General features: G+C 73.0%; 22 protein-coding genes. 13 read left to right on the plus strand and 9 right to left on the minus strand.

Going from position 1 to position 25,004, the window contains the following annotated elements; genetic code table 11:
- Positions 1–129 precede the first annotated feature (129 nt).
- On the plus strand, positions 130–1,125 hold the full coding sequence (locus tag QQS16_RS33445) for a multicopper oxidase domain-containing protein (protein ID WP_286065792.1): 996 nt from the start codon (positions 130–132) through the stop codon (positions 1,123–1,125).
- A gap of 168 nt (positions 1,126–1,293) precedes the next feature.
- The gene (locus QQS16_RS33450; protein WP_286065793.1) at positions 1,294–2,325 is read left to right on the plus strand and encodes a LacI family DNA-binding transcriptional regulator; all 1,032 of its coding nucleotides are present in this window, start codon (positions 1,294–1,296) and stop codon (positions 2,323–2,325) included.
- 156 nt (positions 2,326–2,481) lie between these two features.
- On the opposite strand, the gene QQS16_RS33455 is transcribed toward QQS16_RS33450, so the two are convergent.
- Positions 2,482–3,273, minus strand: a complete 792-nt coding sequence (locus QQS16_RS33455; RefSeq protein WP_286065794.1) for a VOC family protein — start codon at positions 3,271–3,273, stop codon at positions 2,482–2,484.
- A 239-nt stretch (positions 3,274–3,512) separates the two neighbouring features.
- Here QQS16_RS33455 and QQS16_RS33460 point away from each other — a divergent pair, with 239 nt between their 5' ends.
- A complete protein-coding gene (locus QQS16_RS33460) occupies positions 3,513–3,758 on the plus strand; it encodes a WhiB family transcriptional regulator (RefSeq protein ID WP_286065795.1) in 246 nt (81 codons plus the stop codon).
- 591 nt (positions 3,759–4,349) lie between these two features.
- Here the strand turns inward: QQS16_RS33460 and QQS16_RS33465 are convergent.
- The 4 genes from QQS16_RS33465 to QQS16_RS33480 form a co-directional block, all read right to left on the minus strand.
- On the minus strand, positions 4,350–5,327 hold the full coding sequence (locus QQS16_RS33465) for an acyl-ACP desaturase (protein ID WP_286065796.1): 978 nt from the start codon (positions 5,325–5,327) through the stop codon (positions 4,350–4,352).
- 211 nt (positions 5,328–5,538) lie between these two features.
- Positions 5,539–6,315, minus strand: coding sequence for a dimethylargininase (ddaH, locus tag QQS16_RS33470; RefSeq protein ID WP_286065797.1), 777 nt, complete (start codon positions 6,313–6,315; stop codon positions 5,539–5,541).
- A gap of 228 nt (positions 6,316–6,543) precedes the next feature.
- On the minus strand, positions 6,544–7,485 hold the full coding sequence (locus QQS16_RS33475) for a serine hydrolase (protein ID WP_286065798.1): 942 nt from the start codon (positions 7,483–7,485) through the stop codon (positions 6,544–6,546).
- On the minus strand, positions 7,482–8,459 hold the full coding sequence (locus QQS16_RS33480; protein WP_286065799.1) for a LysR family transcriptional regulator: 978 nt from the start codon (positions 8,457–8,459) through the stop codon (positions 7,482–7,484). Before QQS16_RS33480 ends, QQS16_RS33475 begins: the two co-directional genes overlap by 4 nt.
- A gap of 154 nt (positions 8,460–8,613) precedes the next feature.
- On the opposite strand from QQS16_RS33480, the gene bla reads away from it, so the two are divergent.
- Positions 8,614–9,546, plus strand: coding sequence for a class A beta-lactamase (bla, locus tag QQS16_RS33485; RefSeq protein ID WP_502963936.1), 933 nt, complete (start codon positions 8,614–8,616; stop codon positions 9,544–9,546).
- Positions 9,547–9,753: 207 nt separating this feature from the next.
- Here the strand turns inward: bla and QQS16_RS33490 are convergent, their stop codons facing one another.
- Together QQS16_RS33490 and QQS16_RS33495 are read right to left on the minus strand one after the other, a co-directional pair.
- Positions 9,754–12,063 (minus strand): ATP-binding cassette domain-containing protein, encoded by a 2,310-nt coding sequence (locus tag QQS16_RS33490; RefSeq protein WP_286065801.1) that lies wholly within the window; start codon positions 12,061–12,063, stop codon positions 9,754–9,756.
- Between the two features lie 10 nt (positions 12,064–12,073).
- Complete coding sequence (locus tag QQS16_RS33495; RefSeq protein ID WP_286065802.1) at positions 12,074–13,699, minus strand: ABC-F family ATP-binding cassette domain-containing protein; 1,626 nt, start codon at positions 13,697–13,699, stop codon at positions 12,074–12,076.
- Positions 13,700–13,997: 298 nt separating this feature from the next.
- Here QQS16_RS33495 and QQS16_RS33500 point away from each other — a divergent pair, with 298 nt between their 5' ends.
- Positions 13,998–14,636 carry a GOLPH3/VPS74 family protein gene (locus QQS16_RS33500; RefSeq protein WP_286065803.1) on the plus strand — a complete coding sequence of 213 codons (639 nt, stop codon included), beginning with the start codon at positions 13,998–14,000 and terminating at the stop codon, positions 14,634–14,636.
- A gap of 420 nt (positions 14,637–15,056) precedes the next feature.
- Here QQS16_RS33500 and ssgD read toward each other — a convergent pair whose 3' ends face one another.
- Positions 15,057–15,473: a spore wall synthesis regulator SsgD gene (gene ssgD, locus QQS16_RS33505; RefSeq protein ID WP_286065804.1), complete on the minus strand. Its 417-nt coding sequence runs from the start codon at positions 15,471–15,473 to the stop codon at positions 15,057–15,059.
- A 328-nt stretch (positions 15,474–15,801) separates the two neighbouring features.
- Here ssgD and QQS16_RS33510 point away from each other — a divergent pair, with 328 nt between their 5' ends.
- From QQS16_RS33510 to mmpA, 4 genes are all read left to right on the plus strand, one after another.
- Positions 15,802–16,923, plus strand: coding sequence for a WD40/YVTN/BNR-like repeat-containing protein (locus tag QQS16_RS33510; RefSeq protein ID WP_286066542.1), 1,122 nt, complete (start codon positions 15,802–15,804; stop codon positions 16,921–16,923).
- Positions 16,924–16,993: 70 nt separating this feature from the next.
- Positions 16,994–17,323, plus strand: a complete 330-nt coding sequence (locus tag QQS16_RS33515; protein ID WP_286065805.1) for a plasmid stabilization protein — start codon at positions 16,994–16,996, stop codon at positions 17,321–17,323.
- Positions 17,324–17,371: 48 nt separating this feature from the next.
- Entirely contained in the window at positions 17,372–18,061 is a 690-nt protein-coding gene (locus tag QQS16_RS33520; protein WP_286065806.1) for an endonuclease V, read from the plus strand.
- 209 nt (positions 18,062–18,270) lie between these two features.
- Positions 18,271–18,417: a morphogenic membrane protein MmpA gene (mmpA, locus tag QQS16_RS33525; protein ID WP_286065807.1), complete on the plus strand. Its 147-nt coding sequence runs from the start codon at positions 18,271–18,273 to the stop codon at positions 18,415–18,417.
- Between the two features lie 6 nt (positions 18,418–18,423).
- On the opposite strand, the gene QQS16_RS33530 is transcribed toward mmpA, so the two are convergent.
- On the minus strand, positions 18,424–19,602 hold the full coding sequence (locus QQS16_RS33530) for a saccharopine dehydrogenase family protein (protein WP_286065808.1): 1,179 nt from the start codon (positions 19,600–19,602) through the stop codon (positions 18,424–18,426).
- A gap of 93 nt (positions 19,603–19,695) precedes the next feature.
- Here QQS16_RS33530 and QQS16_RS33535 point away from each other — a divergent pair, with 93 nt between their 5' ends.
- The 4 genes from QQS16_RS33535 (at position 19,696) to QQS16_RS33550 (ending at position 24,827) form a co-directional block, all read left to right on the plus strand.
- Positions 19,696–20,076, plus strand: coding sequence for an MmcQ/YjbR family DNA-binding protein (locus QQS16_RS33535; protein ID WP_286065809.1), 381 nt, complete (start codon positions 19,696–19,698; stop codon positions 20,074–20,076).
- Between the two features lie 108 nt (positions 20,077–20,184).
- The gene (locus QQS16_RS33540) at positions 20,185–21,315 is read left to right on the plus strand and encodes a CaiB/BaiF CoA transferase family protein (RefSeq protein WP_286065810.1); all 1,131 of its coding nucleotides are present in this window, start codon (positions 20,185–20,187) and stop codon (positions 21,313–21,315) included.
- A gap of 55 nt (positions 21,316–21,370) precedes the next feature.
- Positions 21,371–22,585, plus strand: a complete 1,215-nt coding sequence (locus QQS16_RS33545; RefSeq protein ID WP_286065811.1) for an acetyl-CoA C-acetyltransferase — start codon at positions 21,371–21,373, stop codon at positions 22,583–22,585.
- Between the two features lie 46 nt (positions 22,586–22,631).
- On the plus strand, positions 22,632–24,827 hold the full coding sequence (locus QQS16_RS33550; RefSeq protein WP_286065812.1) for a 3-hydroxyacyl-CoA dehydrogenase NAD-binding domain-containing protein: 2,196 nt from the start codon (positions 22,632–22,634) through the stop codon (positions 24,825–24,827).
- Positions 24,828–25,004: the final 177 nt, after the last annotated feature.

The raw sequence follows: 25,004 nt of genomic DNA on the forward strand, positions 1-25,004 counted from the left end.
CAAGACTTATGACCGAACTGGCCCCAACTTTGTCCTGGGTGTGGAGAAACACGGGGCGGGCCGCTACCGTCTCACACGCTCATCACAGGTACGTCTCCGCAAATTCCGTATCAGGGTGGGGAGTTCGGCATGGACAGACGCGGGTTCAACCGACGGCTGCTGCTCGGCGGCACGGTCGTCGCGACATCGTTGTCCCTCGGGCCCGAGGCCACGAGTGCCGCCGCCCCGGCGCGCACCGCCCCGGCCGGCGGTGAGGTGAGACGCCTGAAACTGTACGCCGAGAGGCTGGCCGACGGGCAGATGGGATACGGCTTGGAGAAGGGCGGGGCCACCATCCCCGGACCGCTGATCGAACTCAACGAGGGCGACACCGTGCACATCGAGTTCGAGAACACGACGGACGTGGCGGTGAGTCTGCACACGCACGGGCTGGACTACGAGATCACCAGCGACGGCACGAAACAGAACGGCAGCGACGTGGAGCCGGGCGGCACCCGCACCTACACCTGGCGCACCCATGCCCCCGGCCGCCGCAAGGACGGCACCTGGCGGGCCGGCAGCGCGGGCTACTGGCACTACCACGACCATGTCGTCGGCACGGAACACGGCACCGTAGGCATCCGCAAGGGCCTGTACGGGGCGGTGATCGTCCGCCGCCAGGGAGACATCCTGCCCGACCGGACGCACACGATCGTCTTCAACGACATGCTGATCAACAACCGGCCCCCGCACAGCGGGCCGAACTTCGAGGCCACGGTGGGGGATCGCGTCGAGTTCGTGATGATCACGCACGGCGAGTTCTACCACACCTTCCACATGCACGGTCATCGCTGGGCGGACAACCGCACCGGCATGCTCACCGGTCCCGACGACCCGAGCCAGGTCATCGACAACAAGATCGTCGGCCCGGCGGACTCCTTCGGCTTCCAGGTGATCGCGGGGGAGGGCGTGGGAGCGGGCGCGTGGATGTACCACTGCCACGTGCAGAGTCACTCCGACATGGGGATGGTGGGGCTGTTCCTGGTGAAGAAGACGGACGGGACGATCCCGGGCTACGAGCCGCACGGGCGCGCGGGCGGTGACGAAGACGGGGCCGGTCGCGAAGAGTCCGGTCACGCGCACTGATCCGCCGGAGCGGGTGTTCACCGCCGTCCGCCGTCCGCCGCCCGCCGCCCGCCGCACACGGCCCACCGCCCGGCGGTCCCGGCACGGGCGGTGACGCCGAGAGCGCTCTCACGGCTGCTCCGTCCCCGGGGCTATCCTGATCGGCACCCGCCGGTGAGGAGTCCCGAAGTGACCGAGACAGTGCCCCGTCCGACCCTGGAGGCCGTGGCCGCGCTGGCCGGGGTGTCGCGGGCCACCGCCTCCCGGGTGGTCAACGGCGGGGACGGGGTGCGGGAGCCGCTCGTCGAACGGGTCCGGCGGGCGGTCGAGGAACTCGGGTACGTGCCCAACCAGGCCGCCCGCAGTCTGGTGACCAGACGGCACGACGCGATCGCCGTGGTCGTCGCCGAACCGGAGACGCGGGTCTTCGCCGACCCGTTCTTCGCCCTGCAACTACGCGGGATCAGCAAGGAGTTGACGGCTCACGACAACCAGCTGGTGCTGCTGCTCACCGAGGGCCGCGACGACCACGCCCGGGTCGGCCGCTATCTCGCCGGCGGTCACGTCGACGGGGCGCTGGTGTTCTCCCTGCACCTCGACGACCCGCTGCCCGGGCTGATCCGGCGGGCCGGGATCCCGACCGTCTTCGGCGGCCGCCCCGGCTGGAACGACGGCGACGGCGACGGGGTCGTGTACGTCGACAGCGACAACCGGGGCGGCGCCCGCCAGGCCGTACGCCATCTCGTCGGCCTCGGCCGCACCCGCGTCGCCCACATCACCGGCCCCCTCGACCAGACCTCGGCGGCGGACCGGCTCGACGGGTTCCGTGACGTCCTGCCCGACGCCGACCCGCGGACGGTGGCCGAGGGCGACTTCACGCCGGCGGGCGGCGAACGGGCGATGCGGGAACTCCTCGACCGCTGCCCCGACGTGGACGCCGTGTTCGCCGCCAACGACCTCACCGCCGCCGGTGCGCTGCGGGTGCTGCGCGAGCACGGGCGGCGGGTGCCCGACGACGTGGCCGTGATCGGCTTCGACGACATGCTGCCCGTCGCCGAGCAGACCGATCCGCCGCTCACGACGATCCGTCAGGACATCGAGGAGATGGGCCGGCTGATGGCCCGCCTGCTGCTGCGCGGCCCCGGCCGCCCCACCGCCGAGGAGACGGAGTCGCCCGGCGTGGTCCTGCCGACGACCCTGGTCCGCCGCGCCACCGCCTGACGCCGCCAGGGCCTGTCCGCCTCCGGTGTCGGACGCGTGTTCTCGGCGTGCCGGGTGCGGAGCCTCGTACTGGACGTACTCGGGCTTCGTTCCGCGCCCGGTGCGGCGAGAGCGCGCGCATGGTGGCGCGAGGCAGGCGGAAGGACCGGACGGGCCCTACGCCTCCTGCGGCGGCACGCTCTTGAGCACCGCGAAGCGGGCACCGTAGGGATCCGTGAGCTCGGCGATCCGGCCGACGTCCGCCAGGTCCGTCGCCGGCAGCCGCACGGTGCCGCCCCGCTCCAGTGCCGTGCCGACCGCCGCGTCCGCGTCCGGCACCTCGAAGTACGGCAGCCAGGTCCCGGACGGCGCCTGCGTCGGGTCGTCCTCCAGTGGGACGAGGCCGCCGAACATGGAACCGGGTTCGGTGCCCTCCGGGTGGACGGTGGTGTACGTGTCCCCGGCGAAGGTGAGCGCGGAGGTCTCCCAGCCGAACAGCGCGTGGTAGAAGCCGGCGGCGGCGGGGAGGTCCGGGGTGTACAGCTCCAGCCAGCACAGTGCGCCGGGCTCCTGCACGACGTCCAGACCCTTGTTGGCCGCGGGCTGCCAGATGCCGAAGGACACGCCCGCCTGGTCGGCGAGGATCGCCATGCGGCCCAGGTCCATGACGTCCATGGGCTGCATGAGCACCGAGCCGTGCGCCTGCTCGGCGGCCTTCGCGGTGGCGTCGGCGTCCGGCGTCTGGAAGTACACGGTCCAGGAGGGCGGGCCCTGGTCCGGGGTGGTCTGCATCCCGCCCGCGGCTGTCCTGCCGTCGAGCTGGAAGAGGCCGTAGCCGCCGACCTCGGGCCCGCCCGGCCGGTACTCCCAGCCGAGGAGCGCGCCGTAGAAGGAGGCGGCGCTCTCGATGTCGGGAGTGCCGAGGTCGAGCCAGTTGGGAGCGCCGGTGACATAGCGGGTGGTGAGCATCGCTGCCCCTCCTCTGCGGGGTCCCGTTGCCTGCACTGCCGAGTCTGACACCACCCACTGACAAGCGCGCGAGGTTCACCCGAGGAGACCGGTCACCGACGGACTCGTCGTACCGCGCTCCGCGCGCCGCCGTGCGCCGGGCTGCCCGGCCGGGTCATCATCGGGCGGCCGGAGGTCCGGGACGCGGCGTTGATCCCACGTTGATGGAACGTTTTTCGCCGACCGGCACGATCTCGTCCATGCACATCGACACCATCACCCCGGCCGATCCCGGCTGGCAGACGCAGGCCCTGTGCGCACAGACCGGGGCGGACTTCTTCTTCCCCGAGCCGGGCAGCTCGGTACGGGAGGCGAAGCGCATCTGCGGCATGTGCGAGATGCGTCCCGCGTGCCTGGAGTACGCGCTGGCCAACGACGAGCGCTTCGGAGTGTGGGGCGGCCTGTCGGAGAAGGAACGCCTGCAACTCAGGCGCACGCGACCGTGACCCACCGGGACGACGGCCGCCGGCCGGCCTGAACGCAGGGTTCCGGGGCGGGTCGCCGAGGCGGGCCCATGACCCGTCGGCCGACTGACGAGATACGGCCACGGGCCGTCCGCCGGCTGTCGAGATGCGGCTGCGGCCCGTCACCCGGCCGCAGCCCGGGCAGCGGCTGAGCCCAAGGCGAACGAGCCCAAGGTGAACGAGCCCAAGGCGAACGAGCCCAAGGTGAACGAGTACCACCGGGCCACGACGGGCGGTACGGCGCAACCTCCGGGGTTCGGCTCCCGGTGTCGCGCGTGTCGTCGGGGTGTGGCCGCGGGCCGTCGGCCGGTTGTCGGGGTGTGGCTCGTCCGGGGCCGCCGACGTGGCCGCAACCCCCGCGGCGGCCGGGCGCGACAGCGCGACGCGCACGGGTTCCGTCAGGCCGCTCCGTGTCTCAGGTGCGTGCGGTCACCGGCGCGCGGGTGCGAGCGGGGTGTCCGGAACTCACCCCGGTCTGCTGCTGCGGCGGCCAGGGCCGGGGCGCGGCGCCGGGACGGACGCGGCGGGACCGGTGCACCGGTCCCGCCGCGCCCGACTCCTCGGACGGTGAGGTCAGCCCGCCGCGCGGGCCGCCATCCGCGCCTTGCGCGCGGCCAGCTTCTCGTCGAACTTCGAGGCCTCGGCGTCCAGGCCGCCCATGTACATGCCGAGCTCCTCCTGCGCCTTGAGACCCTCCGGACCGAGGCCGTCGATGTCCAGGACCCTCAGGAAGCGCAGCACGGGCTGGAGCACGTCGTCATGGTGGATGCGCATGTTGTAGATCTCGCCGATCGCCATCTGCGCGGCGGCCCGCTCGAAGCCGGGCATGCCGTGACCGGGCATCCGGAAGTTCACGATCACGTCGCGCACCGCCTGCATCGTCAGGTCGGGCGCCAGCTCGAAGGCGGCCTTCAGCAGGTTCCGGTAGAAGACCATGTGCAGGTTCTCGTCGGTCGCGATGCGCGCCAGCATGCGGTCGCAGACCGGGTCCCCGGACTGGTGGCCGGTGTTGCGGTGCGAGACACGGGTCGCCAGCTCCTGGAAGGCGACGTACGCCACCGAGTGGAGCATCGAGTGGCGGTTGTCCGACTCGAAGCCCTCGGCCATGTGGGCCATCCGGAACTGCTCCAGCTTGTCCGGGTCCACCGCGCGCGAGGTGAGCAGGTAGTCGCGCATCACGATGCCGTGCCGGCCCTCCTCCGCGGTCCAGCGGTGCACCCAGGTGCCCCAGGCGCCGTCACGGCCGAACAGCGAGGCGATCTCGTGGTGGTAGCTGGGGAGGTTGTCCTCCGTGAGAAGGTTGACCACCAGCGCGATCCGGCCGATCTCGGTGACCTTGGACTGCTCCTTCTCCCACGCCTGGCCGTCCTCGAAGAGGCCGGGGAAGTTGCGGCCGTCACTGAACGGCACGTACTCGTGCGGCATCCAGTCCTTGGCGACCTTCAGGTGCCGGTTGAGCTCCTGCTCGACCACTTCCTCCAGCGCGTACAGCAGGCGGGCGTCGGTCCAGGCGGAGGACGGGCTGCCGAGGTGAGGGGAAGTGATCGTCACGGGTACTCCATGGGGACGCGGAACGTGAAGACGGAAACAGTCGGCGAGCGGTGCCGACCTGTACCTACGGAATCGTAGGCTACGTATCCGTAGGTTACGAAACCGTAGGTTAAGAACGGTGTAAAGATCCCTGATCAGGCGGGTACCCCGGGCGTGGCGAACGATTCCTATATCCCAGGTCCGGGGCCGGAGGGCCCTCGCGGCGACGAGGTCAGGCGTACAGCTCCCGCATCCGCACCGAGAGGCATGTCACACAGCCCTCGAGCTTCTCGAACTCGCCGATGTCCACCAGGACGGGCTCGTGGCCGAGGTCGGCGAGCAGGTCCGCGGTCTTCGGCGCGCTCGACGCCATCAGCAGCCGGTCACCGCCGAGCAGCACCACGTGCGCCCCGGACTCCTCCGGCACCGACAGGAAACGCGGGAACAGCGACGGCCTGTCCACCTTCGGGATGTGCCCGATGACCGTCCCGTCCGGCAGCGCGGTGACCGCCGACTTCAGATGCAGCACCTTGCTCACCGGTACGGCGACGACCCGCGCCCCGAGCGGCTCGAAGGCGGCCCGCACCTGCTGGACGCCGGCCGCGTTGGTGCGTCCGCCCCGGCCGACGTAGATCGTGTCGTCGATCTTCAGCACGTCGCCGCCGTCCAGGGTGCCCGGATCCCAGACCCAGTTCACCGAGCAGCCGAGGCGGGCCACTGCCTCCTCGACGCCCGTGGTCTCCTCGCGCCGGGACTCGGCGCCGGGCCGGGCGATCAGCGCGACGTTCCGGTACATGACCACGGTGTCCTCGACGAACACCGAGTCCGGGCAGTCCTCGGCCGCCTCCACCTCGACCGTCTCCCAGCCGTGCGTGCGCAGGGCCTCGACGTACGCCTCCCACTGTTCGAGCGCGAGGCCGGCATCGACCTTGTCCCGCTCGATGTGCGTCACCAGGCCTTCGGCGAGGCGCGGACCGGGGCGGCGGACGAGGGCCTTCTTGCTGGGCACGAGCGGGACTCCGTATCGGATGGGAGGTGTCGGGACCGTGCCGACGGTGCTCCGGGATCGCCGGAAGCCGTCGGGCGTCAGCGGACCATCATGCAGCGCCGTGCCGCCGGACGACACCCCCGGGGCCGCCGGCCGGGTCGGCACGCCGTGCTGACGGCACGGGGAGAGGCGTCCAGGGGGCACTTTGGGATCACCTGGCACCGCGGTGAGACGTCGCCTGCCAGGGCCCTAGACCGTCCCGGCCCGCAGGTGGTCGCGCAGGCGGCGGGCGACCTGGCCCATGAGGGCCTCGGCGTCGGGCTGGCTGCCCGCGGCCACCTGCGACTCGGTCAGGGCGGCGACGGCGTAGGTCCGGCCGTCGGCGTGTTCGACGACGCCGACCTCGTGGCGCAGATTGAGCAGGGTGCCGGTCTTGGACGACCAGGTGGAGGCGTCGGAGGTGAAGTCCGGGGCGAGGCGGTGGCGCAGCAGGTTGTCGGCCAGGAGGCCGCGCAGGCGGGCGGCGATGTCGGGGTGGATCGCCGGGGCCCCGGCACCCGGAGTACGGGCCCGGGGCCGCCAGAGCGCCTGGAGGAGGTCGACGAAGGCGCGTGCCGTGCCGGTGTTGGCGCGCGAGGTGTCCAGCTGCGGCAGCCGGTGGCCGCGCCCCGGTGTGCCGGACTCGATCGCGAGGGCGTGGGCGAGGTGCACCTCCGCCGGGTCGAAACGCTCCACCGGCGTTTCGGTCAGTTCGTGCATGGTGTGCCGTACGGAGATGCCCCGCAGTCCGAACGCGTGCACGGTCGCCGCGACCTGGTCGGGCGGGGTGAGTGCGAAGAGGGCGTCGGCGGCGACGCTGTCGCTGACGCAGACGCTGAGGTAGAGCAGGTCGTCGACGGCGATCCGGGCGCTGTGGCGGAACCGGCTCAGGCCGGTCGGCCCCGGGGTGGTGATCCGCCCGGGTGTCACCTCGATCGTCGCGGCGCCGTCGAGTTCTCCGCGCCGGATGCGTTCCAGTGTCGCCAGCGCGAGCGGGACCTTGGTGAGGGACGCGACCGGGAACTCTATGTCGGGTTCGATGCCGATCTCCTCGCCGGTGTCCAGGTCACGGACCAGGAACGAGCCGCCCAGCCCGCCCTCGCGCAACGTCCGGCGCAGCTGCCCGAGCAGTCTCTCGGTGTTCGTGTTCACAAGGACTCCTCCGGGGACCGCCTGGACTGAGAGGACGCCGTGGCTCGCGTGAGCTGTGTGGCACGCGCGGAACGCGGGGACGGCGGGGGTTGTGTGGCGCCCAGGCACCGGGCGACGGCGTCCGCGCACGTCCGGCCCGTGCGGGCGGCGTCGGTGTCCGTCTCGTCGGCCACGGCCAGGGCGTACCCCCGTGCGAAGCCGGGGCCGAGCTCGCCGACGGGCCGCCAGTGCAGGCCCAGCTCCCGGGCCTGCGCCGGCGAGCACAGCAGGGTGTCGTCCCGGCTCAGCACGTCCGCCGCGGCGGCCGCCACGGTCCGGGTCACGGCCAGCTGCGCCGGGCGCAGCCCGACGGCGTCGCGCAGACGGGCCAGACGGTCCCGGACGTGCGGCACGTCGTCCTCCGGCTGGAGCCACACGCGGCGCGGTCGCCGCGCGCGTCCGGCCCGGCCTGGGCGCAGGACGTCCAGGTAGACCGCCGAGCCGCCCGGGTCGTCCGCGAGCGCCAGTCCCAGCGGCACCGTCCAGGCCGCCTCGCGGGGCGGTACCGCCAGCAGGGCCGCGCGCACCTGCCGGGAGGTCAGCAGGTCAGCGCGCTCCGCGGGGCCGGCGGGGCGCGGGTCGAGGAGGATCCCGTGGTCGTGCGCCGCCGCGATGAGGTGGGCGAGGGCGCCCGTGGGGCAGATGGCCGGGACGGCGATGCGCAGCGGTCGGTGCCGCGCGGTCTCCGCCTCGTGGTCGAGCCGGTCGGCCAGCCGCACCAACTGCTGGGCCAGCGGCAGCATGTCCCGGCCGAACGGGGTCAGGGTCACCGCACGCGCGGACCGCTCCAGCAGACGCTCGCCCAGGCGTTGTTCGAGCGCGGCGACGCGGCGGCTCACGACCGACTGGGCCGTCCGGGCCGCCGCCGCGCCCACCGTGAAACTGCCGTGCTCGCTCACGCTGACGAACGCACGGCAGGCCGCTACAAGATCCACGGGGCCACTATGCCAAAACAGCATGGGAGCGCGTCCACGCGTCTTGGACACCGGTGCCCGTCCGGCCCGAGGGTGGCCGGACAAGCACGTCGACGCTTCGACACGTCGGCACTTCGAGGTCCTGGAGGTCCCATCCATGACGTACCCGCATCGCATGCGCCGCGGCGCCGCCTGGGCGGCCGGGTTGCTCGCCCTCGTCGCGCTCCCGGCATGCGGCCAGGAGACCGGGTCCGCGTCCGGTTCCGCCGTGGGCTCCCCGCGGTCGACGGCCGCCTCCGCGGCGGCCCCGGGAGCCACCGCGGGCGCGTTCCGGCGGTTGGAGCGCGAGTTCGACGCGCGGCTCGGTGTGTACGCCCTGGACACCGGTACCGGCCGGACGGTCGCCTACCAGGCGGACGAACGGTTCGCGTACGCCTCGACCTTCAAGGCGCTCGCGGTGGGAGCCGTGCTTCAGCGGCGTGGCCTGGAGGGGCTCGACAAGGTGGTCACCTTCTCGCGCGAGGACGTGGTCGCCAACTCGCCCGTGACCGAGAACTTCGTCGAGACCGGGATGAGCCTGCGCGAACTGTGCGCCGCCACCCTCTGGTACAGCGACAACACGGCGGCCAACCTGCTCTTCGACGAGCTCGGCGGCCCCGACGGCCTGGAGAAGGCCCTGGAACGACTCGGCGACGACGTCACCGAGATGGACCGGTACGAGCCGGAGCTCAGCGACGGCACGCCGGGCGACATCCGTGACACGAGCACGCCCCGCGCGTTGGCGGGGAGCCTGCGGGCGTTCCTGCTCGGCAAGGCCCTGGACAGGGAGGAGCGCGCTCTGCTCAGGACGTGGATGAAGACGAACACCACCGGCGAGACGCTCATCATGGCCGGCCTCCCGGACGACTGGACCGTGGCCGACAAGAGCGGCACCGCCGGGTACGGCGGACGCAACGACATCGCCGTGGTGTGGCCGGACGACGGCGCCGATCCCATCGTGCTGGCGGTCCTGTCCAGCCGGGACGAGCAGGACGCCGAACGCCGCGACGCACTGATCGCCGAGGCGGCCACCGTGGCGGTGGACGGCCTGGGCGGCCGGGGAGCGTAGCCCGCCGGGGCCGACGGTGCCCGGCTTGGCGGTGCCTGGCCTCGCGGTGTCCGGCCTCACGGTCCCCGGCCTCACGACCGGCCTCACGGCTCGTCAGGCCGGCCGGGACGGGCGCGACCGTCCCGGCCGGCTGGGACGCCACCCCCGGCCGGCTGGGACGGCATCCCGGAGACACCCGCCCCACCGGCACCCTGGCCCCGCCCCGTCTCACCGCCCTGTGACGACCTCCACCTCCACCTCCGTTCCTTCCGTCTCCGCTCCCTCCGCCGTCACCCGTCGAAGGTGCTCCCCGGTGAACGAGCCCTCAGCGTCGAGAAGTTGACGGGGTGTGCCCTCGAAGACGAGCCGGCCGCCGTCCCGGCCGCCGCCCGGCCCGAGGTCGACGATCCAGTCGGCGTGCGCCACGACGTCCAGGTTGTGCTCGACGACCACGACCGTGTTGCCCGTGTCGACCAGCCGGTCCAGCAGCGCGAGCAGCCCGTCGACGTCGGACATGTGCAGTCCGGTCGTCGGTTCGTCCAGGACGTACACCGCCCCGGTCCGGTGCAGCCGCGTCGCCAGCTTGATGCGCTGGCGTTCGCCGCCGGAGAGCGTGGACAGCGGCTGCCCCAGCGTGAGGTAGGCGAGGCCGACGTCGGCCAGCGCGCGCAGCCGGCGCCGTACGCCCGGGTCGTCGAAGAAGCCGAGTGCCTCGCCGGCCGTCATCTCCAGGACGTCCGCGACGGACCGGCCGTCGACGGTCAGCCGCAGCACCTCGTCCTTGAAGCGCCGCCCCTCGCAGTCGTGGCAGGTCGTCGTCACCGGGTCCATGAACGCCAGGTCGGTGTAAAGGATGCCGCGCCCCTCGCAGGTCCCGCACGCCCCGGCCGAGTTGAAGCTGAAGAGCCCCGGTCCGGTCCCCGTCTCCCGGGCGAAGATCTTCCGGACCGTGTCCATGATCCCGACGTAGGTCGCCGGTGTGGACCGCCCGGAGATCCCGATCGACGACTGGTCGACGACCACGGCGTCGGGGTGGGCGGCGGTCAGCTCCGCGGCCAGTGTGCTCTTCCCGGACCCGGCGACCCCGGTGACCACGGTCAGCACGCCGGTCGGGAACTCCACGGTCAGGTCCCGCAGATTGTGCCGGCCGGCGCCCTTCACCCACAGCCCGCCGGTGGCTCGCCGCACCTCCTCCTTGACCCGCGTACGGCGGCGCAGGCAGCGCCCGGTCGGGGTGTCCGACCCGGCCAGCTCGGCCGGCGTCCCCTCGAACACCACCCGTCCGCCGTCGGCTCCGGCGCCCGGCCCCATGTCGACGACGTGGTCGGCGAGCGCGATGACGTCCGGGTCGTGCTCGACGACCAGCACGGTGTTCCCCTTGTCGCGCAGCCGCAGCAACAGGTCGCCGAGCCGTCCGACGTCCCGCGGGTGCAGACCCACACTGGGTTCGTCGAAGATGTACGTCATCCCGGTCAGGCTGGAGCCGAGGTGCCGCACGGTCTTCAGCCGCTGTCCCTCGCCGCCGGAGAGCGTGGCGGTCTCCCGGTCGAGGCTGAGGTAACCGAGACCGATCGCGTCGATGCGTTCGAGGGCGGTGATCGCGGCCCGGGCGACGGGCGTGGCGACCGGGTCGTCGATCTCCCTCAGCACGCCGATCAGGTCACTGACCTGCATCCGGGCGCAGTCGGCGATGGTGCGGCCGTTGATCCGGGTGGCGAGCGCCGCCCGGTTGAGCCGGGCGCCGGCGCAGGCGGGGCAGGTGCCCTCGGTCAGGAACTCCCGTACGAGGTCGCGGGTCTTCTGGCTCATGCCGGACAGGTCGCGCTTCAGGTACAGCCGCTCGAACCGGTCGGCGAGCCCCTCGTACTCGGTGGTCCAGGTGCCGCCGCTGCCGTTGACGGTGACCTTGCTGCCGGGGCGGCCGTGCATCAGGAACTCCCGCTCGGCGGCGGTGAACGCGCCGACCGGCTTGTGCGGGTCCAGGTCGTCGGAGTTCGTGTACGCCTGCCCCTGCCAGGTCCCCGCCGCGAACGGCGGGAAGCGCACCGCCCCGTCGGCCAGTGACCGCTCCGGGTCCAGGATGCGGTCCCAGTCCGGCCGCACCACCCGCCCGAGCCCGTCGCAGTCGGGGCACATGCCCGCCGGGTCGTTGAACGAGTACGCCGTCGCCGGTCCGGCGCTCGGGGTGCCGTGCCGGGAGAACAGCACGCGGATCACCGAGTAGACGTCGGTCATCGTGCCGACGGTGGAGCGGGAGTGGCCCCCGATCTGCCGCTGGTCGACCACGATGGCGGGGGTGAGGTCCTCCAGCGTGTCGGCGTGCGGCCGCTCGTACTTGGGCAGCCGGTTGCGCACGAACCAGGTGAACGTCTCGTTCAGCTGGCGCTGCGACTCGACCGCGATCGTGTCGAAGACGACGGACGACTTCCCCGATCCCGAAACGCCGGTGAACACGGTCAGCCGGCCCTTCGGGATGCGGAGCGTGACGTCCTCGAGGTTGTTCTGCCGGGCTCCGGTGAGGGTGATGAAATCGGACATGCACCCGACGCTAGAAGGGATACCCGACAGCTTCTGACGTGATTTCCCTCAGTTCTCCGTTCTCCAGCAGCAGCCACCGGGTGATGCCGACCGACTCCAGGAACGGCAGGTCGTGGCTGGCCACGATCAGCGCCCCCTCGTACGACTCCAGGGCGGTCGTGAGCTGCCGCACGCTCGCCATGTCCAGGTTGTTCGTCGGCTCGTCCAGCATCAGCAGCTGGGGCGCGGGCTCCGCCAGCATCAGCGCGGCGAGGGTCGCCCGGAAGCGTTCGCCGCCCGACAGGGTGGCCGCCTTCTGGTCCGCGCGGGCGCCCCGGAACAGGAAGCGGGCGAGCCGGGCCCGGATCCGGTTGCGGGTGGCGTCCGGCGCGAACCGGGCCACGTTCTCGGCGACGGTCAGCTCGCCGTCGAGCACGTCCAGCCGCTGCGGCAGGAAGCGGAGCGGGACGTGGGCCCGCACGTCGCCGGACAGCGGCTCCAGCTCCCCGGCGACCGTCCGCAGCAGCGTCGTCTTGCCCGCGCCGTTGCGCCCGACCAGGGCGATCCGCTCCGGACCGTGCAGCTCGAAACCTCCCTCCACCCGTGCCCCGTGGGCCAGGTGCACATCCTGGAGGGTGAGGACGGTACGGCCCTGGGGTACGGCCGTGTACGGCAGGTCGACGCGGATCTCGTCGTCGTCCCGCACGGCCTCGGCCGCCTCGTCGAGCCGTTCCCTCGCCTCGGCGAGCTTCTCCTCGTGCATGATGCGGTGCTTGCCCGCGGACTCCTGCGCCGCGCGCTTGCGGGCCCCCATGACGATCTTCGGCTCGCGCTTCTGGTCCCACATCTTCTGTCCGTACCGCCTGCGTCGGGCCAACTTGACCTGCGCGTCGACCAGTTCACGCTTCTGCTTCTTGAGATCGGCCTCGGCGACGCGCACCATCCGTTCCGCGGCCTCCTGTTCGGTGGCGAGCGCGTCCTCGTACGCCGAGAGGTTGCCGCCGTACCAGGTGATCCCGCCGGAGCGCAGATCGGCGATCTGGTCGACCAGGTCGAGCAGTTCGCGGTCGTGGCTGACCACGACCATGATCCCCGGCCAGGCCGCGACGGCCGCGTAGAGCCGCCTGCGCGCGTACAGGTCGAGGTTGTTGGTGGGCTCGTCGAGCAGCAGCACGTCCGGCCGGCGCAGCAGCAGCGCGGCCAGCCGCAGCAGCACCGACTCGCCGCCCGACACCTCGCCGATCGTGCGGTCCAGCCCGATGTGGCCGAGCCCGAGTTCGCCGAGGGTGGCGAGGGCCCGCTCCTCCACGTCCCAGTCGTCGCCGACCGTCTCGAAGTGTTCCTCGGCCACGTCACCGGCCTCGATCGCGTGCAGCGCGGCCCGCCGGGCGGCGATGCCGAGCGCCTCGTCGACCCTCAGGGCGGTGTCGAGCGTGACGTTCTGCGGGAGGTGACCGACCTCGCCCGCGACGCGCACGGTGCCGTCGGCCGGAGTCAGCCGGCCGGCGATCAGCTTCAGCAGGGTCGACTTCCCCGACCCGTTGACGCCGACGAGACCGGTGCGGCCCGGACCGAAGGCGACGTCGAGGCCCTCGAAGACGGAGGTGCCGTCGGGCCAGGTGAAGGAGAGGGATGTACAGGTGATGGACGCAGACATACGGAAGCCTCCGCGGTTGCTCGGTGCGGGCACGGGCAGACGCGTATCGAGACACCGGCGACCAGGGAGGAGAGGCCCGGGGGCAGGGAACGGCCCTGTTCCGCGAAGGACGGCTCGAACGCCGAGGTCGCACGCGGCGGCACACACCCCAGGTGTGTGACGCGGTGTCTCAGAACCTCAGACGAGCAACGTCCTTCTCCTATCGACGGCAACAGAACCGCCAACACCGTACGAGCGGCTCTCGACGGCTGTCAACGCATTAACGTCGGCCCCGATCCCACCCTCCGAAGGAGTCCCCGTGCCCCACGGCTCGCTCTCGCTCCCGGCCCGCCTGTGCCTGCTGGCCTGGAACAGTACGGAGACGGAGACCGGCGGGGCCGGCCGGCTGCCCCCTCTGGTCCGGGCCGGTGCCCTCGTCGAGCTGGCGCAACGCGGCCTGCTCATCGACGACGACGGCATCGCCACCCCCGCCGACCTGGACTCCGGCACGGGCGACGCGGTCCTCGACGGACTCCTGGAACTGGTCCGGGAGTCCCGGCCGCACCGGTGGCGGACCTGGGTGACCCTGCGGGCGCGGATCACGCTGGACGCCGTACGGGAGCAACTGGCCGCCGAAGGTCACCTGCGGGCCGAGAAGAGGCGCGTCCTCGGGGTGTTCCCGACCGTGGAGTACGCCCTGGACCGCGGCGCCGTCCTGGAGGCGCTGTGCGAGCGGACACGGGAGGCGGTAGGGGGTCCGTTCCCGGTCGCCGAGCTCTCCGAGCGGGACGCGGCCGTCGCCGCGCTCGCGGACGCCGCCGGGCTGGTGCCGGGCGCCGGGCCCGTACCGGGGCGTCTCGAAGAGCTCACCGAGCGCGGTGGAGCGGCGACCGCCGTGCTGCGGACGGTCCTCCGGGAGGTGCGGACGACGAGGGTGGCGTCGGCCGTCGCCGACTGAACCTGTCCCGGCGTCCCGGGCCTGGCCGTGGGCGCCGACGGATCCTCGTCCCCGGGGCCGTCGAGCCCGGGTGGTGAAGGAGTTCGTCGACGGGAGCGGCGGGCCGTCCCCGCGTGCCGGCCGGTCCGGCGGGCAGCCGGCCGCCGTGGGGGGGAGCACCTGAGCGTCGGCTCGCGTGTCGCCCATGCCGCGCACGTCCTGGTCCGTCGCGCGGCGCGGGAGCTGTCGGGCGCGGGAACCCAGGCGTCACCGACGGACGGACTCGACCCCTGCGGGCAACCCAGGCGTCACCGACGGACGGACTCGACCCCGGCGAGGTCGACGCGCCGCCGAGACGGTCAGCCCGGTGCCTTCGAGGGACGCCGGCCCGCACGGGTCAGCAGGCGTGCCCGAGGGCTCAGCGGGTGGGACGCGGAACGGTCAGCAGGCGTCCCGCATCAGCTCCGCCAGGTCGTGGTCCAGGTCCAGGTACACGTGCTCCAGACCGACCGGCACCAGCTCGCCGGTCGCCTCCAGGAACCTCCGCAGCTCGCCCGAGCGGACGTGCACGACGGCGGTGCCCTCGGGGGCGTGGAACTCCAGGACGGTGCGGTCGTACCCGTACGGCCGCACGCGTACGTCCCCGTGGCCCTGAGGCTCCTGGAGGCCGGCCGACAGCAGCTCGCGGCTGAAGGTCCAGCAGACCTCCACGCCCTCCAGGGTGGCCGGGGCCGGGAAGGTCATGCGGACGGCGAACGGGTCGCGCCGGTCGTAGTGCAGCGTGGCGGGGATGCTCGGCATCCGCGGCGCGGCGGCGACGAGACGGGCCTCTACGGGCTGCTCGATGACGATGGACAACGCCTTGCTCCCTTGCGACGGCTGGACGGACTCCGGGGATGAGGCCGGGCACTGGAAGAGACGCTGGAATGAGTCGATCCGTGCACACGATTGTCGAGTGACCTCTGTCACCGCGTTCATTCACGGGAGTGACGAAGCTCTTCTCGTGGGTCCCGAAGGCCAGTTGGGGCGAGTGCGGCAAAACCGCACACGGCGGACGCGGTCCTCTGGACGGCACCTGGAGGGTGGGCTAGCTTCGCCCGCCATGAGGCGCTTGGGGATCACGCGACGCACGAGACGTACGAGCCGGATGGCCGGGATCGCTGGGACGGAGGCCGGGATGGCCGGAATGACCCCGACGCCCCCGACCATCGGGACGAGCCCGCTGACCCGTATCCGCCGGCCCGCCCGGACCGTCATCGCGGGCGCGGCCTGCGTGGCGGCGCTCGCCGTCCTGACCGCCGCGCCCGCGCAGGCACAGCAGGCGCCCGGCCGGACCCCGCACTGGGAACCGAAGGACACCGCGAGCCCGGAGGTCCGCTTCCGGGGCCTGGCGGCGGTCGGCCGGAGCACCGCCTGGGTCGCCGGGACGCGGGGCACCGTGCTGCGCACCACCGACGGCGGCGCGAACTGGCGGAACGTCTCGCCGCCGGGCGCCGCCGCGCTCCAGTTCCGGGACGTCGAGGCGTTCGACGCGCGGCGCGCGGTGGTGCTGGCCATCGGCGAGGGCGAGGCGTCCCGGGTGTACCGCACCGACGACGGCGGCGAGACCTGGACCGAGTCCTTCCGCAACACCGACCCGAGGGCCTTCTACGACTGCCTCACCTTCTTCGACCGCCGCCACGGTCTCGCGATGAGCGACCCGGTGGACGGGAAGTTCCGCATCCTGTCGACCGGCGACGGCGGCCGCACCTGGACGGTGCTGCCCAGTGCCGGGATGCCGGCCGCGCAGGCGGGCGAGGCGGGCTTCGCGGCCAGCGGCCAGTGCCTGGTCTCCGCCGGCCCCCGGGACGTGTGGCTGGCGACCGGCGGGGCCGCCCGCGCGCGGGTGCTGCACTCCGCCGACCGCGGGCTGACCTGGACGGCCGCCGACCTGCCGGTCCCGGCCGGCGACCCGGCCCGTGGCGTCTTCGGGCTCGCCTTCCGCGACCGTACGCACGGCCTCGCGGTCGGCGGCGACTACCGCGCGGACCAGGCCTCCCCGCAGGCGGCCGCCCGCACCGCCGACGGGCCCCGCACCTGGCGGCCCGCCGCCGAGCCGCCGCCCGCCTACCGCTCCGGCGTCTCCTGGCTCCCGCACAGCCGCACGGCCGCCCTCGCCGTCGGCCCGACCGGCACGGACCTGACGACGGACGGCGGCCGCACCTGGCGGACGGTGGACCCGGGCTCCTACGACACCGTGGACTGCGCCCCCGACCTGAGCTGCTGGGCGGCAGGAGAACAAGGGCGGGTGGCCCGGCTGGAAAGCTGACGGCGGGCGGCCGGGCCAGGTGCGCCGGATTCCGGGTACCCGTCCACCCCACGCGAGAGGAGTGGCGGACATGCCCAGTGGTTCCAGCCCCAAGCGGGAACGCCAGTACGAGCACATCAAGGAGAGCGCGAAGGACCGCGGTGAGAGCACCGGACGCGCCAAGGAGATCGCCGCGCGGACGGTGAACAAGGAGCGCGCCCGGTCCGGCGAGGCCGAGACGGCCAGTCGCACCTCGACCCAGGACATGTCGTCCGGCAAGCGCGGCGGTCAGCGGTCCGGCAAGGGTTCCCAGGGCCCCACGTACGACCAGCTGTACGAAGAGGCCAAGAAGCGCGGCATCCAGGGCCGCTCGGACATGAACAAGAGTCAGCTCCAGCGCGCGCTGGGCGACAAGGGCTGACCCCGGCGCCGTGGCCGCCCGCGCGGTAACCGTACGCTCGTTGCCACCATGACGACCGTACGCATTCCCGCGGGCTGGCCCGCGACCGAGGACGAGGCCCGCGCGGTCCAGGACGAGCTGCGGGCGCGGGTGACGCTCGACCAGCCGGGCCCGCCGCCCGGCACCGGGCATGTGACCGGCGTCGACGTGGCCTACGACGACGAACGTGACCTCGTCGCGGCCGCGGCCGTCGTGCTGGACGCGGCGCGGCTCACCGTCGTCGCGCGGGCCACGGCCGTCGGCCGGGTCTCCTTCCCGTACGTGCCGGGCCTGCTCGCCTTCCGCGAGATCCCCACGGTCCTGGCCGCCCTGGAACGGCTGCCGTGCCCGCCCGGCCTGGTCGTCTGCGACGGCTACGGCCTCGCCCACCCGCGCCGCTTCGGCCTCGCCAGCCACCTCGGCGTCCTCGCCGGCCTGCCCACGATCGGCGTCGCCAAGAACCCCTTCACCTTCACGTACGACGATCCCGGCACCCCGCGCGGCAGTACGTCCCCGCTGCTCGCCGGCACCGAGGAGGTCGGCCGCGCGCTGCGCACCCGTGACGGAGTGAAACCGGTGTTCGTCTCCGTCGGCCACCGCGTCGACCTGGACGGCGCCTGCGCCCACACCCTCGCCCTGACCCCCGCCTACCGCCTCCCGGAAACGACCCGCGCGGCCGACGCGCTCTGCCGCGAGACCCTGCGGGAAGCGACCGCCTGACGGGAGCCGACCGCCGGACGGGACGGCCCGCCGGGGGAGGCGACCACCTGCCGGCGGCGGCCCGCAGGAGGCCGACGGCCTACCGGGGAGGCAACCAGCCGCCACCGACGGCCCGCCGACAGTGCCGGTCCGCCGGAAGCGGCCTGAGTACCTCGTCTGAGTACCTGTACGGATGTGCGGACACGCATGCCCTCGGCAGGCTGGGGCGCATGACGACACACCGTGCCCCCCAGCCCCTCGCCGACCCCGAACGGCCCGTCGAGCGTGCCGTGACCGCCGCGCTGATCCTCGCCGTGGTGGCGGGACTCGCCTGGATCGGCGGCATGATCTACACCGTCGTCCAGTGGCCGTCGTAGGACCGGTCAGCGGGTCGCGACGACCCGGAACGTGATCCCCGCCCGGCGCAGTCGCTCGGTCAGCGCGTCGCCCATCGCGACCGCCGTGGTGACCTGACCGGCGCTCGGCGGCAGGTCGTCGAGGGCGAGGGACATCGCCGACTCGGCGAACATCTTCGCCGTCTCTCCGTACCCGGGGTCGCCGCCCGCGACCTCCGTGCACACCCGCCGGCCGCCGCCCTCGCCGACGAACCGCACCCGGAACCAGCTCTTCGCGCGCTTCTCCGGACCCGGCCCCTCCCCGGGCTTGAGCCGGGCGGACAGCCAGCGCCGCGCGGGCGGCAGTTGGGCGGCGGCCAGCACCGCGCCCACCGCCGCGACCCCGCCCACCGCCACCGGCAGGCGCCGTACCGCCGCGTACTCGCGGTAGCGGAAGTCGGGTCCGTACCGTTCCAGCGCCCGCGCGGAGCGCCGGACGACCTGCGCGTCGATCGTCGGCAGCGGCAGCGCCCAGGCACCGACCTCCGGTGCGAAACGTGGTGCTCCGGTCGGAGCGGAGACCCGCCGGCCGATCAGCCGGGGCTCGTGCCGGCCCCGGTCCCGGGCGGCGGCGATCATCCGCCGTCCGCGCGCGACCTGGTTGAGCGCCGAGGCGAAGGTGCCGCCCGAGAAGGCCGCGTCCGCCGTCACGAACCCGTCCACCCTGAGCGGCACCCCCTCGGGCAGCCGGCGGACCGTGAAGTACACCCCCAGGTCGTGCGGCACCGAGTCGAACCCGCAGGCGTGCACCAGCCGCGCGCCCGTCTCCCGCGCGCGGGCGTCGTGACGGACGTACGTCAGGTCCACGAACTCCGGCTCCCCCGTGAGGTCGAGACAGTCCGTGCCGGTGTCCGCGCACGCGGCGACCAGCTCCTCGCCGTACGTCACGTAGGGGCCCACCGTCGTGGCCACCACGCGCGCGTGCTCGGCGAGCGCGCGCAGCGAGGCCGGGTCGGCCACGTCCGCCCGCAGCACCCCGACGTCCGTGCCGCCGGGCAGCCGCTGGCGCAGTTCCCGGAGTTTCGCCTCGCTGCGTCCGGCGATCGCCCAGCGCAGCCCCTCGGGGGCGTGCGCGGCCAGGTACTCCGCGGTGAGCGTCCCCACGAAGCCGGTGGCTCCGAAGAGCACGATGTCGTACGGACGATCCGCTCTGTTCGTCCTGCTCATGACACCCCTTGGTCTCGTCGCACGCGCCGTTGTCGGTGGCCGAGGCTAGCGTGAGGAGTGCGGTGCCCGACAACGAGGCCGGAGGTGGCACAGGTGGCCGTGCCGAAGAGCGCCCTGAGGAAATGGGAGAAAGTGCGCGCGTTCGCGCTCGCGATGCCCGGCGCGACGGAGGAGTTCCCCTGGGGCGAGAGCGTCGCCAAGGTCGACAAGAAGGTGTTCGTCTTCCTCGGCGTCACCGACGGCGGCTATCCGCTGGGCGTGACGGTCAAGCTCAAGGACGAGGCCGCCCATGCCCACGCGCTGACCTGCCCGGGTGCCGAACCCGCCGGGTACGGCCTCGGGAAGTCCGGCTGGGTGAGGGTCCCGCTGGAGCCGCAGGGCGCCCCCGCCGCCGAGCTGCTGTGCGACTGGGTGGAGGAGAGCTACCGCGCGATAGCCACGAAGCGACGGACGGCGGAGCTGGACGCGCGCTGAGGGACGGCGGGCCAACTGAGCGCTTGCTCGCCCAGGTCTTGTGCCGGCCGTACGGCGTTCCTAGCATCACTGGTGTTACATCGGTTGTGTCACATCTCTGGGGGCTGGATGGCAACGACGCCAGGGCAGGGCCCGCTCACCGGCGTGCGCGTGGTCGAGCTGGCCGGTATCGGGCCCGGCCCGTTCGCCGCCATGCTCCTCGCCGACCTGGGCGCCGACGTGGTCCGCGTGGACCGGCCCGGCGGCCCCGGACTCGCGATCGATCCCGCGTACGACGTCACCAACCGGAACAAGCGCTCGGTGATCGTCGACCTGAAGGCGGCCGACGGCCCCGCCCGCGTCCTGGACCTCGCCGCGCACGCCGACATCCTCGTCGAGGGCTACCGGCCCCAGGTCGCCGAACGCCTCGGCGTCGGCCCCGAGGCGTGCCACGCCCGCAACCCGCGCCTCGTCTACGGCCGGATGACCGGCTGGGGCCAGCAGGGCCCCCTCGCCGCACGCGCGGGCCACGACATCGCCTACATCGCCGTCACCGGCACCCTCGGCATGATCGGTGCCCCGGACGGGCCCCCTGCCGTCCCCGCCAACCTGCTCGGGGACTACGCGGGCGGCTCCCTCTACCTCGTCGTCGGAATCCTCGCCGCCCTCCACCACGCGCGCGCGAGCGGCACCGGCCAGGTCGTGGACGCCGCCATCGTCGACGGCACCGCCCACCTCTCCGCGATGATCCACGGCATGCTCGCCGCCGGCGGCTGGCAGGACCGGCGCGGGGCCAACCTCCTGGACGGCGGCTGCCCCTACTACGGCACCTACGAGACCGCCGACGGCCGTCACATGGCGGTCGGCGCCCTCGAACCGCAGTTCTACGACACGTTCCTGGACCTGCTCGGCCTCACGGACTTCGCCACGGCCCGCAAGGACTGGACCCGCTGGAGCGAACTGCGCGAGGCGGTCGCCGCCCGCTTCAGGACCCGTACCCGCGACGAGTGGACGGAGGTCTTCGAGGGCACCGACGCCTGCGTGGCCCCCGTCCTGTCGCTGCGCGAGGCCCCGCACCACCCGCACCTCGCCGCGCGCGGCACCTTCACCGACCACGGCGGCATCACCCAGCCCGCGCCCGCCCCCCGCTTCTCGGCGACCCCGACGGCGGTCCGCGCCGGCCCCGCCCGGCCCGGCGCCGACACGGCGGACGTGGCCCGCGACTGGGACGTACCGGACCTCCTGAAGGGCCCCGAATGAAGCGGCGGATCCTCACCCCCGAGCACGACGACTTCTCCCCCGAAAGGCTTGACCTGTGAGCACCGAAGCGTACGTGTACGACGCGATCCGCACCCCGCGCGGCCGCGGCAAGGCGAGCGGCGCCCTGCACGGCACCAAGCCCATCGACCTGGTCGTCGGGCTCATCCACGAGATCCGTGACCGCTTCCCGGGTCTGGACCCGGCCGCCGTCGACGACATCGTCCTGGGCGTCGTCGGCCCGGTCGGCGACCAGGGCTCCGACATCGCCCGGATCGCCGCCATCGCCGCCGGACTGCCGGACACGGTCGCGGGCGTCCAGGAGAACCGCTTCTGTGCCTCGGGCCTGGAAGCCGTCAACATGGCCGCAGCGAAGATCCGTTCGGGCTGGGAGGACCTGGTCCTCGCGGGCGGCGTGGAGTCCATGTCCCGGGTGCCGATGGCCTCGGACGGCGGCGCCTGGTTCAACGACCCGATGACGAACCTCGCCGTCAACTTCGTGCCGCAGGGCATCGGCGCCGACCTCATCGCCACCATCGAGGGCTTCTCCCGGCGGGACGTCGACGAGTACGCCGCCCTCTCGCAGGAGCGGGCGGCCACCGCCTGGAAGGAGGGCCGCTTCGACCGTTCCGTCGTCCCCGTGAAGGACCGCGCCGGGCTGGTCGTCCTCGACCACGACGAGCACCCGCGCCCCGGCACCACCGCCGACTCGCTGGCCACGCTGAAGCCGTCCTTCGCGGACATCGGAGACCTGGGCGGCTTCGACGCCGTGGCCCTGCAGAAGTACCACTGGGTGGAGAAGATCGACCACGTCCACCACGCGGGCAACTCCTCCGGCATCGTCGACGGCGCCTCGCTGGTCGCCATCGGCTCGAAGGAGATCGGCGAGCGCCACGGGCTCACCCCGCGCGCGCGGATCGTCTCCGCCGCCGTCTCCGGCTCCGAGCCCACCATCATGCTCACCGGCCCCGCGCCCGCCACCCGCAAGGCGCTCGCACGGGCCGGGCTGACCATCGACGACATCGACCTGGTCGAGATCAACGAGGCCTTCGCGGCGGTCGTCCTGCGCTTCGTGAAGGACATGGGCCTGACCCTCGACAAGGTCAACGTCAACGGCGGCGCCATCGCGCTGGGCCACCCGCTCGGTGCCACCGGCGCCATGATCCTCGGCTCCCTCGTCGACGAACTGGAGCGCCAGGACAAGCGGTACGGCCTCGCCACCCTGTGCGTCGGCGGCGGCATGGGCATCGCCACGATCGTCGAACGCGTCTGAATCCCCGGCGGAATTCGGAACCGAGAGACCTCTACGGAGACCCTTCATGACACAGAGCACCACCATCCGCTGGGAACAGGACCGCACCGGCGTCGTCACCCTCGTCCTCGACGACCCGCACCAGTCCGCGAACACCATGAACCAGGCGTTCCGCGACTCCCTCGCGGTGATCACCGACCGCCTGGAGGCCGAGAAGGACACCATCCGCGGCATCATCGTCACCTCCGCGAAGAAGACCTTCTTCGCCGGTGGCGACCTGCGCGACCTGATCCGGGTCACGCCCGAGACCGCCCAGGACCTGTTCGACGGCGGCATGGCGATCAAGCGGAACCTGCGCCGCATCGAGACCCTCGGCAAGCCGGTCGTCGCCGCCCTGAACGGCGCGGCCCTCGGCGGCGGCTACGAGATCGCCCTCGCCTGCCATCACCGCATCGCCCTGGACGCGCCCGGCTCGAAGATCGGCTGCCCCGAGGTCACCCTGGGCCTGCTCCCCGGAGGCGGCGGCGTCGTCCGCGCGGTACGCCTGCTCGGCATCGCCGACGCGCTGCTGAAGGTCCTCCTCCAGGGCACCCAGTACAGCCCGCGGCGCGCCCTGGAGAACGGCCTGGTCGACGACGTGGCCGCCACGCGGGAGGAGCTGCTCGCCAAGGCCCGCGCCTACATCGAGGCACACCCCGAGTCCCGGCAGCCCTGGGACCGGCCGGGCTACCGCATCCCGGGCGGCACCCCCGCCCACCCCAAGTTCGCGGCGAACCTGCCCGCCTTCCCGGCCACGCTGCGCAAGCAGACCGACGGCGCCCCCTACCCGGCCCCGCGGAGCATCCTCGCCGCCGCCGTCGAGGGCTCCCAGGTCGACTTCGAGACCGCGCAGGTCGTCGAGGCCCGCTACTTCGTCGAACTGGCCGCCGGCCAGACCTCGAAGAACATGATCCAGGCGTTCTTCTTCGACCTCCAGGCCGTCAACTCCGGCGCCAACCGCCCGAAGGGACACGAGTCCCGCCAGGTCCGCAGGGTCGCCGTCCTCGGCGCCGGGATGATGGGCGCGGGCATCGCCTACGCGTGCGCCCGCGCGGGCATCGACGTCGTCCTGAAGGACGTGTCCCTGGAAGCGGCCGTCAAGGGCAAGGGGCACTCCGAGAAGCTGTGCGCCAAGGCCGTGACCCGGGGCCGTACCACCCAGGAGAAGGCGGACACGCTGCTCGGGCGCATCACCCCGACGGCCGACCCCGCCGACCTCGCGGGCTGCGACGCCGTCATCGAGGCCGTCTTCGAGGACACCTCGCTCAAGCACAAGGTGTTCCAGGAGATCCAGCACCTCGTCGAGCCGGACGCGCTGCTCTGCTCCAACACCTCCACCCTGCCCATCACCGCGCTGGCCGAAGGCGTGGAGCGCCAGGCCGACTTCATCGGACTGCACTTCTTCTCGCCGGTCGACCGGATGCCCCTCGTCGAGATCATCAAGGGCGAACGCACCGGCGACGAAGCCCTCGCGCGCGCCTTCGACCTGGTCCGGCAGATCAACAAGACGCCGATCGTCGTCAACGACTCGCGCGGCTTCTTCACCTCCCGCGTCATCGGGCACTTCCTCAACGAGGGGGTCGCGATGGTCGGCGAGGGCATCGAGCCCGCGTCGGTCGAGCAGGCGGCGGCCCAGGCGGGCTACCCGGCCAAGGTGCTGTCCCTGATGGACGAGCTGACGCTCACCCTCGCCCGCAGGATCCGCCAGGAGACCAGGCGGGCGGTCGAGGAGACGGGCGGCACCTGGACGCCCCACCCCGCCGACGCCGTCATCGACCGCATGGTCGACGAGTTCGGGCGCACCGGCCGCAGCGGCGGCGCGGGCTTCTACGCGTACGGGGAGGACGGCGGGCGGACGGGACTGTGGCCGGGCCTGCGCGAGCACTTCACGCGCGCGGGAGCCGAGATCCCCTTCCGGGACATGCAGGAACGCATGCTGTTCGCCGAGGCGCTCGACACCGTCAGGCTCCTCGAAGAGGGCGTGCTGACCTCCGTCGCGGACGCCAACATCGGCTCGATCCTCGGCATCGGCTTCCCGGGCTGGACCGGCGGGGTCCTGCAATACATCAACGGCTACGACGGCGGCACCGGGGCGGGTGCGGGCCTGCCCGCCTTCGTGGCACGCGCGCGTGAACTCGCCGAGCGCTACGGGGAGCGGTTCACGCCTCCGGCGCTGCTGGTCGACAAGGCGGAGAAGGGGGAGACCTTCAGCGACAACCGCTGACCGCGCGGACGCGGGCGGGTGCGGCGCCCGCCCGCCACAGCCCGCCCGCCCCGCGCCCGGGCGTCCCGACGGCCGGGACGCCCCCTTGTGCCCCGCCCGCCGGTCACCGCACTCGGCCCACGGAGACGCGGACCACGCCGGTGACCGGAGCGGCACAGGGCCTCGGACAGGAGCTCG

Origin of the sequence: Streptomyces sp. ALI-76-A (genome assembly GCF_030287445.1) — a bacterium.
Classification (GTDB): Bacteria; Actinomycetota; Actinomycetes; order Streptomycetales; family Streptomycetaceae; genus Streptomyces.